The organism is Pseudomonas sp. UBA6699 (assembly GCF_002454615.1).
Lineage (GTDB): Bacteria > Pseudomonadota > Gammaproteobacteria > Pseudomonadales > Pseudomonadaceae > Aquipseudomonas > Aquipseudomonas juntendi.
Genome location: NZ_DKJF01000048.1, coordinates 9,517 through 20,720 on the forward strand (window position 1 = coordinate 9,517; position 11,204 = coordinate 20,720).

Annotated in this window: 8 protein-coding genes; all 8 read right to left on the reverse strand. The window is 62.9% G+C overall.

Features of this window, described 5'->3' with window-relative positions:
- Positions 1-29 precede the first annotated feature (29 nt).
- The 8 genes from pgi to B3361_RS09350 all read right to left on the reverse strand — a co-directional run bounded on the left by pgi (position 30) and on the right by B3361_RS09350 (position 11,044).
- Positions 30-1,694, reverse strand: coding sequence for a glucose-6-phosphate isomerase (gene pgi / locus B3361_RS09315; protein WP_009685361.1), 1,665 nt, complete (start codon positions 1,692-1,694; stop codon positions 30-32).
- 147 nt (positions 1,695-1,841) lie between these two features.
- A complete protein-coding gene (gene panC / locus B3361_RS09320) occupies positions 1,842-2,705 on the reverse strand; it encodes a pantoate--beta-alanine ligase (protein ID WP_054904429.1) in 864 nt (287 codons plus the stop codon).
- Positions 2,702-3,502 carry a 3-methyl-2-oxobutanoate hydroxymethyltransferase gene (gene panB / locus B3361_RS09325; RefSeq protein ID WP_009685363.1) on the reverse strand — a complete coding sequence of 267 codons (801 nt, stop codon included), beginning with the start codon at positions 3,500-3,502 and terminating at the stop codon, positions 2,702-2,704. Before panB ends, panC begins: the two co-directional genes overlap by 4 nt.
- Positions 3,503-3,764: 262 nt before the next feature.
- On the reverse strand, positions 3,765-4,244 hold the full coding sequence (gene folK, locus B3361_RS09330; protein WP_009685364.1) for a 2-amino-4-hydroxy-6-hydroxymethyldihydropteridine diphosphokinase: 480 nt from the start codon (positions 4,242-4,244) through the stop codon (positions 3,765-3,767).
- A complete protein-coding gene (locus B3361_RS09335; protein ID WP_009685365.1) occupies positions 4,241-5,629 on the reverse strand; it encodes a polynucleotide adenylyltransferase PcnB in 1,389 nt (462 codons plus the stop codon). Before B3361_RS09335 ends, folK begins: the two co-directional genes overlap by 4 nt.
- An 829-nt stretch (positions 5,630-6,458) precedes the next feature.
- A complete protein-coding gene (locus tag B3361_RS09340; RefSeq protein WP_054904430.1) occupies positions 6,459-7,904 on the reverse strand; it encodes a sigma-54-dependent transcriptional regulator in 1,446 nt (481 codons plus the stop codon).
- A gap of 4 nt (positions 7,905-7,908) precedes the next feature.
- Positions 7,909-10,884, reverse strand: a complete 2,976-nt coding sequence (locus tag B3361_RS09345; protein WP_029886588.1) for a sensor histidine kinase — start codon at positions 10,882-10,884, stop codon at positions 7,909-7,911.
- Entirely contained in the window at positions 10,868-11,044 is a 177-nt protein-coding gene (locus tag B3361_RS09350) for a hypothetical protein (RefSeq protein WP_286920186.1), read from the reverse strand. The genes B3361_RS09345 and B3361_RS09350 overlap by 17 nt, the downstream gene beginning before the upstream one ends.
- Positions 11,045-11,204: the final 160 nt, after the last annotated feature.

The window sequence follows — 11,204 nt, forward strand, 5'->3', positions numbered from 1 at the left end:
CCCGCGAAGAGGCCGGCACAGGCCTGAGATCACCCGCGATGACGGCCGCGGAAGTAGTTGATCAGGCCTTGGGTCGAACCATCTTCGGCGCTGTCGTCCAGGCTGCCGACCAGGCGCTGGTACACGCCCTTGCCCAGCTCCTTGCCCAACTCCACGCCCCACTGGTCGAAGGCGTTGATGCCCCAGACCACGCTTTGCACGAACACCTTGTGTTCATACATGGCCACCAGCGCCCCCAAACGGCGTGGGCTGATGCGTTCTACCACCAGGGTGTTGCTCGGGCGGTTGCCCGGGATCACCTTGTGCGGGGCCAGCTTTTCGATGTCTGCTTCGTTCAGCCCTTTGCCACGCAGTTCGGCTTCGGCTTCTTCGCGGGTTTTACCCAGCATCAGGGCCTGGCTTTGCGACAGGCAGTTCGCGTACAGCCACTGGTGATGGTCGGCGACCGGGTTGAAGCTCACGACCGGCACGATGAAGTCGGCCGGAATCAGCTGGGTGCCTTGGTGCAGCAACTGATGGTAGGCGTGCTGGCCATTACAGCCGACGCCACCCCAGATTACCGGGCCGGTTTCGGTTTTGACCGGGGTGCCGTCCTGCAGCACGCTCTTGCCGTTGGACTCCATGTCCAGCTGCTGCAGGTGCTTGGTGATGTTGCGCAGGTAGTGGTCGTACGGCAGGATCGCATGGCTGCTGGCGCCCCAGAAGTTGCCGTACCACACGCCCAGCAGGGCCAGCAGTACCGGCATGTTCTTGTCGAACGGCGCGGTCTGGAAATGCTGGTCCATGGTGTAGGCGCCGGACAACAGCTCCTTGAAGTTGGCCATGCCGATGGCCAGGGCGATCGGCAGGCCGATGGCCGACCACAGCGAGTAGCGCCCCCCGACCCAGTCCCACATCGGGAAGATGTTCTCTTCGCGGATACCGAAGGCCACCGCGGCAGCCTTGTTGCTGGAAACCGCAATGAAGTGGCGGTACAGCTCGGCCTCCGAACCGCCCTGGGCCAGGTACCAGGTACGCGCGGCCATGGCGTTTTTCAGGGTTTCGAGGGTGTTGAACGACTTCGACGAAACAATGAACAGGGTCGTTTCGGCGCGCAGCTTGGCCGACAGTTCGTGGAACTCGCTGCCGTCGATGTTGGCCAGGTAGTGGCAGCGTACACCGCGCTGCGCGTAGGGCAGCAGGGCTTCGGAAACAAGCTCCGGGCCGAGGAACGAGCCGCCGATACCGATGTTGACCACGTCGGTGATCGGCTTTTCGCTGTAGCCACGCCACAGGCCATCATGGATGCGGCCAACCAGTTCGGTGATCTGGTTGAGTACCTTGTGTACTTCCGGCATGACGTTCACGCCGTTGACGCTGAGTTTGTCGCCAACCGGCCGGCGCAATGCGGTGTGCAGCACCGGGCGGCCTTCGGAGGTGTTGATGATTTCGCCACTGAACATCGACTTGATAGCGTCCTGCAGGCCCACTTCATTGGCCAGGTTGACCAACAGATCGCGGGTTTGCTCGGTGATCAGGTTTTTCGAGTAGTCGAGGAACAGGCCGCAAGCGCTAAGGGAAAACTGGTCGAAGCGTTGGGCATCGGCGGCGAAGGCGTCGCGCATGCTGAAGCTCTGCATGGCGTCGCGGTGTTGCTGAAGCGCCTGCCAGGCGGGCAGCGCCGTCACATCGTGGGGTGTACGGTAATACGCCATTGCGCGGGGTTCCCTTAATGCGTGGTGAGGCCTTTGACACGGCAGTCATTGCCGGGTTCAGGCTGCATCATTATAGGCAAAGGTCACGCGCTGGGAATGGCTGTGGGACGGGGATTTTGAGGGGGCTGCAAACAGCCCCCAAGGCCTTTATGCGGTTTTCTCTTCCACGTGCAGATACAGATTGTCGATCAACCGGGTGTTACCCAGGTAAGCCGCCGCAATCACCACAAGGTCGCGATCATCGATCACTGCCGGGCGCAGGCTCACGGCATGGCGCACTTCCAGGTAATCTGGACGCAAACCCGCGGCAGCCAGCTGCGCCTGCCCTTCGGTAACCAGCGCGGCAAAGTCCCGCTGCCCGCGGCCAATGGCCGAAGCGATATGCTGCAGCGTACGGTACAGCGCGGGCGCGGTGGCCCGCTGCTCGGGCGTGAGGTAACCATTACGCGAAGACAGCGCCAGGCCATCGTCGGCCCGCACGGTAGGCTCGCCAATGATCTGGATCGGCATGTTCAGGTCGCGGACCATGGCGCGGATCACTGCCAGTTGCTGGAAGTCCTTTTCACCGAACACCGCAAGGTCTGGCTGGACCATGTTGAACAGCTTGGTGACCACGGTGGCCACACCTTCGAAATGCCCTGGCCGGCTGGCGCCGCACAAGCCTTCGGAAAGCTGAGGAACACTGACCCGGGTTTGCACGCTCATGCCGTCGGGGTACATCTCTGCCACGCTGGGTGCGAACAAAAGGTTGCAGCCGGCCTGCAGCAGGCGCTCCTGGTCGGCGGCCAAGGTACGCGGGTAGCTGTCCAGGTCTTCGTTGGCACCGAACTGCAGCGGGTTGACGAAGATGCTGGCGACCACGAAATCGGCACGCTGCGCGGCCTTGGTGACCAGGGCCGCGTGGCCACTGTGCAGGTTGCCCATGGTCGGCACGAAACCGATGCGCTTGCCCTCACCGCGGGCACGGGCTACTGCTGCGCGCAGTTCGCGGACGGTCTTGACTGTATTCATGCACTGAACCCGTGTTCGCTGCCTGGGAAACTGACTTGCTTGACGGCCTCGACGTAAGCGACGAGGGCGCTGTGGATATCCGGTTGGCCCTGCATGAAGTTCTTCACGAACTTGGGCACCCGGCCGCTCAGCGACAGGCCAAGCATGTCGTGCAGCACCAGCACCTGGCCATCGGTGGCACTGCCGGCGCCGATGCCGATCACCGGAATACCGACCGCGTTGGTGATTTCCGCGGCCAGTTCGCTGGGTACGCACTCCAGCAGCAGCATGGCTGCACCGGCCTGTTCCAGGGCAATGGCATCAGCGCGCATCTGCCGGGCCTGGGCTTCCTGGCGGCCTTGCACTTTATAGCCGCCCAGTACGTTGACGGTCTGCGGGGTCAGGCCCAGGTGCGCACACACCGGTACGCCACGCTCAGCCAGCAGGCGAATGGTTTCTGCCAGCCAGGCGGCACCTTCGATCTTGATCATGTGGGCGCCTGCCTGCATCAGCGTGGCGCTGTTGGCAAACGCCTGTTCCGGGGTTGCATGGGCCATGAATGGCAGGTCTACCAGGATCAGCGCGCCGTCATTGCCACGTTTGACGCTGGCGGTATGGTAGGCCATGTCGGCCGTGGTGACCGGCAAGGTACTGTCGTGGCCCTGCAGGACCATCCCCAGCGAGTCGCCCACCAGCAACACTTCAACACCGGCCTGGCTGGCGACTTTGGCGAAGGTCGCGTCGTAGCAGGTCAGCATGGTGATTTTTTCACCCTTGGCCTTGAGGCCATGCAGGGTGGTCAGGGTTACTTCAGGCATGTAGGAAATTCCTCGTTCAGGCGCTGTAAAAAACGACTGCATTCAACGCGTGTAGTCATCTTCCGGAGCGGCACATCATCGCGCGTGATGTTCGGGCACAGGTCCGTCCGGGCCTAAATACGGGTATGCGGCAGTCAGTTGCCACACGGGACGCCTATAGTCGTGAGCGAGGTGGGGGAAGTCAATCACCCTGTTACCGCATTGTTACGATCAGGGTGTTACTGGCGTTACCCGGTCGGTGCAACGGGCTGGAGCACCCGGTTTACAAGCGCTCCAGGCCGATGAATGGGCAAGCCTCAAGCAGCTGCGCAAGGGCGCGGCCATCGGCCAGGCGGAAATCGCCCGGTACCAGCTCGGCCAGCGGGTACAGTACGAAGGGGCGGGCATGCATATGGTAATGCGGCACCTTCAAGCGGGGCTCGTCGAGCACCTGGTCGCCGAACAGCAGGATGTCCAGGTCCAGCGTGCGTGGGCCCCAGCGCTCCGCGCGCACCCGGCCCTGGTCGTTCTCGATGGCTTGCAGGGCATCGAGCAAGGCCAGCGGTGCGAGCTGGGTATCCAGCGCCGCGACGGCGTTGGTATAGCGTGGCTGCCCGGGCAACAGCGAATCGCTGGTGTAAAAGGCAGAGGCTGCTACCAGGCGCGTGGCCGCGACCTGGTCCAGCGCCTGCAACGCGCTGCGCAACTGCTCGGCCGGTGCAGCCAGGTTGCTGCCCAGGCCGACGTAGGCGCGCGTCGTCACTCGAATGCCTCGTCGCCAGCGCGCTTGCGTTTGCTGCCGCTGCGCTTGCGTTTACGCGGGCCGGCAGTGCTGCCTTCGTCACGGTTGCCCAGGTCGCGGATCATCTCGCGGCGCTCGCTGTCGTTGGCGTCCTGGTAATCGGTCCACCATTGCCCCAGGTCGTCGGTTTCTTCGCCCGCGCTTTCACGCAGCAGCAGGAAATCGTAACCGGCACGGAAGCGCGGGTTGTCCAGCAGCATGTCGGCGCGCTTGCCGCTGCGCCGTGGCAGGCGCTCCTGCATGTCCCAGATTTCCCGGATTGGCAGGGTGAAGCGCTTGGGGATGGCGATGCGGGCGCATTGCTCGGCGATCAGGTCGTGGGCTGCGCCATTCATGGCCGGAATCGGGGGTACGCCCTGGCTCTGCAAATGCAGCACGCGGGCTGGCAGGGCAGGCCACAGCAGCGCGGCGAACAGGAACGCCGGCGTTACCGGTTTGCCCTGCTTCACCCGTAGGTCGGTGTTGTTCAGTGCCTGGCTGATGAGCGTGTGGGTATAGGTCGGGCGCTCTTCCAGCGCGTGCGCACTGGCCGGGAACAGCGGCTCGAATAGCTCCAGGTCGACCAGCATTTCAAAGGCGATGGCACCTTGGCCCGAGAGGAACAGCTTCAGGCTCTCTTCGAACAGGCGCGCTGGCGGGATTTCGCGCAGCAGTGGGGCCAGTTCGCGGATCGGCTTGAAGGTGTGCTTCTCGATACCGAAGTCCAGCTTGGCCGCGAAGCGCACTGCGCGCAGCATGCGCACGGGGTCTTCCTGGTAGCGGTGCGTCGGGTCGCCGATCAGCCGCAGCAGGCGGTTGCGAACATCGTGCACGCCGTTGGCGTAATCGAGAATGCGCTCGCTGACCGGGTCGTAGTACAGGGCGTTGATGGTGAAGTCGCGGCGCTGCGCGTCTTCTTCCAGGGTGCCGTATACGTTGTCACGCAGGATGCGACCACTGGCGTTATGCGACGAACGGTGGCTGTCATTCTGGTCATCTTCCGTATGCGGGGCACGGAAGGTAGCGACTTCGATGATTTCACGGCCGAAATGCACATGGACCAGCTTGAAGCGGCGGCCAATGATGCGCGCATTACGGAACTCGGCACGGACCTGTTCAGGGGTAGCGCTGGTGGCAACGTCGAAGTCTTTCGGCGTAATGCCCAGCATCAGGTCGCGGACGCAGCCACCGACCAGGTAGGCCTGGTAACCGGCAGCCTGCAAGCGCTCGACAATGTTCACCGCGTGGCGGCTGAACTGGTGGCGCTGCAACGAGTGCTGGCTCTTGTTGATCACCTCAGGCGTGGTGCGCCTGTGGTGCTGGCCCGGTACGGGCGGGCGGAACGACTGGAACAGCTTCTTCAGCATGGGATGCACTGTTTGAAGGAATGTTCGGCCAAGAATAGGAGAATGGCCGCATGATGGGCGGGGATTCTAGCATTTACTCAGGGAATGGTGTAGGCGGGTAGCAGGAAGCCTGCGGGAATCGCAGAAACGACAAGGGGAGCCTAAGCTCCCCAAGAAGTGTCGTTGCGTGCTCTTATTATTTTTTTGCCGGGCTTTTTGTTTTTGTTGAGTGCCCTGCCCACAAAGCCTGAAGCTTGTGGACGACCCCCAAACTGGGGGTAAAGAGCAAACGGATTGCTTTGGCCGCTGATGTCACGTTGATCTGTTGATCCAACCAGTTCAGGCGCTGCTTTTTAGTGCAGTTTTTGTTGTTCTCTGCCTGGTCGTGGGGCAAGCCCCAAACACGCATCCTCTCCAAAAGAATCAGTTAGCTGCGCCTCCGCCGTCTTGTTTTTATTGTGCGTGAGCCGTTTCGTCTTGTTCTTATTATGAGTTGCAGTGCTTGTTATTGTTCTTGTACCAGAGATATAGCAGGTGCCGTGCCAACTTTTGAAAAGCCAGTAAAATCAAGGGGTTGGTGGATTCTGCAGGTTTGTGGTAGGCCCGAAATGTGGAAATTTCGTTACCGTACGCCTCGGTGACTGTTACGGCGCAGAGGGTGGGTAACAGATTTTTGCGGCAGCAGATGTGTTACCTGGGGTGTGGTGGCTGGCCGTTTCGCAGGCTTGCCCGCTCCCACAGGATCACTGTGGCTGCCAGGTTGCGCTGTGCTTGTGGGAGCGGGCAAGCCCGCGAACAGGCCGGTGAGGCTGGTAGAGAAGGGGCAGGAGGAACCTCCCACCCAAGCAGGTCAGTTATCGCTGGTGGCGTTGCTCTTGCGCCGCGGAATGCCCAGGCGTTGGCGGCGTTCCCACAGGCACTTGCGGCTGACGCCGAGTTTGCGGGCCAGTTCGGTCTCGGTCATGTGGTCCTGGTGCTCGAGCACGAAGTGCTGGAAGTAGTCTTCCAGCGACAAGTCCTCGGTCGGCTCGTGGCTGGCACTGGCCGCGCTGGCCACCGCCAGGGCGTTGTCGAGAATATCGTCTTCTTCCAGGTCGCTCAGCTCGATGTCGATACCCAGCAGGTCGGCAGAAATTTCTGCGCTCTCGCTGAGAATGACCGCGCGCTCCACGGCGTTTTCCAGCTCACGTACGTTGCCCGGCCAGCTGTAGTGACGAATGGCCTGTTCGGCTTCGGCAGAGAAGTGCAGGTCATCCCGGCCGATGCGCGCACTCTGGCGAGCCAGGAAGGCACTGGCGATTTCATTGACGTCGCTGCCGCGCTCGCGCAGCGCGGGCAGCTTCAGGGCGATCACGTGCAGGCGGTAGTACAAGTCTTCGCGGAACTGGCCGGCCTTGGCCAGGTTCTTCAGGTCGCGGTGGGTCGCGGCGATCAGGCGCACATCGACCTTTTGCGACTGCACCGAACCGACCCGGCGAATTTCCCCTTCCTGCAGCACGCGCAGCAGGCGGGCTTGGGCTTCCAGGGGCAATTCGCCGATTTCATCGAGGAACAACGTACCACCGTCGGCGGCCTCCACCAGGCCCGCACGGCCGGCACTGGCGCCGGTGAACGCGCCTTTCTCGTGGCCGAACAGCTCGGACTCGATCAGGGTTTCGGGGATGGCCGCGCAGTTCACCGAAATCATCGGCGCCTTGGCGCGCCGCGACAGGTTGTGCAGGGCGCGCGCCACCAGCTCTTTACCGGTACCCGATTCGCCCTGGATCAGCACATTGGAATCGGTAGGGGCCACCTTGCGGATCTTGCTGTACATGTCCTGCATGGGCGGGCACGAGCCGATGATACCGATGTCGCCATTGGCCGCTGCCGGGGCCGCTTTGTCGGCAGGGGCTGCCTTGCCGGTGGTGGCGCGGGGCTCGGCAGCCGGTGCTGCAGCCGGGGCGTTCTGCCGGTCGCGCAGGATGCGGGCCACCGCTTGCAGCATTTCGTCGTGATCGAAGGGCTTGGCGATGTAGTCCACCGCGCCCATCTTCATCGAGTCCACGGCTGAGCGCAGGCTGGCGTAGCTGGTCATGATCAGCACCGGGGTGCCTTGGCCGAGCTTGATCAGCTCGGTGCCGGGTGCACCTGGCAGGCGCAGGTCACTGACGATCAGGTCGAAAGTGGCAATGCTGAAGCGTTCCTGGGCTTCCTGCACCGAGCCGGCTTCGCTGACCTGGTACTGGTTCCGCTCGAGCAGACGACGCAAGGCCGAGCGGATGATGGTTTCGTCTTCGACGATCAGAATGTGCGGCATTGATTCAATTCTCTCGACGGTCTCGAATTTCAGGGGACGTCGCTACGACATGCCGGGGCAGGGTCACGCGGATCCGGGTGCCACGTTGCCGTTCGATGTCGGCCGGGCTGTCGATGGTGATTTGCCCATAATGCTCTTCCACGATGGAATAGACCAGAGCGAGGCCCAGTCCGGTTCCCTCGCCGGGGTCCTTGGTGGTGAAGAACGGCTCGAACAGACGGTCCTGGATGTTCTTCGGGATGCCGCTGCCCTCGTCCTCGACGATCAGGTCGACGGTGTGCTCGCTCACCTCGCTGCGCACGCGCACTGCGCTGCCGGGCGGCGAGGCGTCGCGGGCGTTGGAAAGCAGGTTGATCAGCACCTGGGCCAGGCGCTGCGGGTCGCCTTCTACCCAATGGTCGGGGTCGCAGAGGTTGAAGAACTGTACTTCGAAATTACGCCGGTTCAACGCCAGCAGACCAATGGCGTCCTGCGCCACTTCGGCCAGGCACACCGGTTCCTCGCTGTTCTGGTGGCTGCCACCGGCATGGGCAAAACTCATCAACGACTGGACGATGCGTGACACGCGTTTGGTCTGGTCGAGGATCTGGCTGGACAGCTCGGTGATTTCGCCGTCGCCTTCACGCTCCTCGCGCAGGTTCTGCGCCAGGCAGGCGATGCCGGTGATCGGGTTGCCGATTTCGTGGGCCACGCCGGCGGCCAGCCGGCCGATGCTGGCCAGGCGCTCGGAATGCACCAGCTTGTCTTCCAGGGCCTGGGTTTCGGTCAGGTCCTCGACCAGCAGTACCAGGCCGCTGTTACCGGGGGCCAGTGGTTCATCGATGGCCGCCTTGTGCAGGTTCAGCCAACGTGGCTGGCCATCCAGAGCCAGGCGTTGTTTGTGCAGGTGCTCGTCGGGCACGTTGATGAAGCCCTGCAGCAGCCCGCGCCAGGGCTCGGCGATGGTCACCAGGCGCGAGCCGACCACGTGCTTGGCGGCAATCCCGGTGAGCTCTTCCATGGCCTTGTTCCACATGAGGATTTCCTGGTCCTTGGCCAGCGAGCAGACGCCCATGGGCAGCTCCTGCAAGGTCTGGCGGTGGTAGCGGCGCAGGGCATCGAGCTCGGCGGCCAGGCCGGTCAGGCGCGAGTGGTAGTCTTCCAGGCGGCTTTCAATGAAGTGGATGTCCTCGGTGACGTAGTTCTCGTTACCGGACTTGTACGGCAGGAAGGTCTCGACCATGTCCTGAGCCACGCTCGGGCCCATCAGGCCCGACAGGTTGGCCTCGATGCGGTCACGCAGGCGGCGCAAGGCGTATGGCCTGCGTTCGTCGAACGGCAGGTAAAGGTCGCGCAGGGCCTGCTCCACTTCCTTTTGCGCGGCTTTGGCGCCCAGCGGCTTGGCCAGTTGGGTCGCGAATTCCTGGGGCGAGGCTGCGTGCAGTTCGCGGCGCTGTGGGCGGCGCACGTTGTCCACCGCGCAGGCTTCTGCGGCGCTGACCTCTTCGGTGCTGGCGTTGGTGAACAGCGAAATCAGGGTGAACAGCAGCACGTTGGCCGCCAGCGAGGCGATGGCCGCCATGTGCCAGCTGGTATCGTCCAGCACGTAGATCATGTCCAGCAGCGGGATATAGAAGCCTTGCAGATTGCCCAGCAGCGGCAGCAGCATGGTCACCATCCACACCAGCGTGCCGGCCAGCAGCCCGGCGATGAAGCCGCGGCGGTTGGCGGTCGGCCAGTACAACACGGACAGCACGCCGGGCAGGAACTGCAGCGTGGCCACGAACGCCACGATGCCCAGGTTGGCCAGGCTCTGGTGGTTGTTCTGGGTCAGGTAGAACATGAAACCAGCAGTGATGATGGCGACGATCAGTGCGCGGCGGGTCCATTTCAGCCAGCGGTAGATGTTGCCCTCGGCCGGGGGCTGGTATAGCGGCAGCACCAGGTGGTTGAGGGCCATGCCCGACAGCGCCAGGGTGGTGACGATGATCAGGCCACTGGCCGCCGACAGGCCGCCTATATAGGCCAGCAGGGCCAGTGCCTGGTTGTTGGCGGCAATGCCCAGGCCCAGGGTGAAGTATTCGGGGTTGGTACTGGCGCCCAGGCGCAGCCCGGCCCAGAGTACCAGCGGCACGGCCAGGCTCATCAGCAGCAGGAACAGCGGCAGGCCCCAACTGGCGCTGACCAGCGAGCGTGGGTTGAGGTTTTCGGTGAAGGCCATGTGGTACATGTGCGGCATGACGATGGCCGAGGCGAAGAACACCAGCAGCAGGGTGCGCCACGGGCCTTCCTGCAACGGGGTGTGCAGGGCAGCCAGGGCGGTCTGGTTCTGCAGCAGCCACACTTCCAGCTCGTGCGGGCCGCCAAACACGCCATACAGGGCGTACAGGCCGATGCCGCCCAGTGCCAGCAGCTTGATCACCGACTCGAAGGCAATGGCGAACACCAGCCCTTCATGCTTTTCGCGCGTGGCGATATGCCGTGAGCCGAAGAAGATGGTGAACAGGATGATCAGCGCACAGAACGCGAAGGCCACCCGGGCCTTGACCGGCTCACCGGTAAGGATGCTGATCGAATCGGCCACCGCCTGGATCTGCAACGCCAGTAACGGCAGTACGCCAATCAGCATGATAAGGGTGGTCAACGCGCCGGCCCAGGTGCTGCGGAAGCGGAACGCCAGCAGGTCGGCCAGCGACGACAGCTGGTAAGTGCGGGTGATCTTCAGGATCGGGTACAGCAGCACTGGCGCCAGCAGGAATGCACCGGAGACCCCCAGGTAACAGGCAAGGAAGCCGTAGCCGTACTGATAGGCCAGGCCCACCGACCCGTAGAACGCCCAGGCGCTGGCGTATACGCCCAGGGACAGGGTGTAGGTGAGCGGGTGGCGAATGATGGCGCGCGGGATCAGCCCGCGCTCGCTGACCCAGGCTACGCCGAACAGCACCATGAGGTACCCGGCGCTGATCAGGATCATCTGGGTCAGGCTAAAGCTCATCGGCATCTCGTTGGCTCTGCAGGATGAAGGTGACGACGATCAGGATCAGCCAGAGCAGGTACGGGCGGTACCACGCTCCGGTCGGTTCGATCCACCAGCCCATGATGGCCGGGGAGAACAGGTAGATCCCCACGACCAGAAGCAGGACCAAACGATAGATGTACATGCTGGCCTCGATGGTTGGGCGCTGCGGGTTTGAACTTATTATTGGCGCAAATGATTGGGCGGATGCTAGCGGGAATCGCTGAGGTTAGCCAAGGGTTTGAATTTGTTGGGCTTTTGATTTGAGGGGAAGATGGCCTGTTCGGGCCCTATCGCTGGCAAGC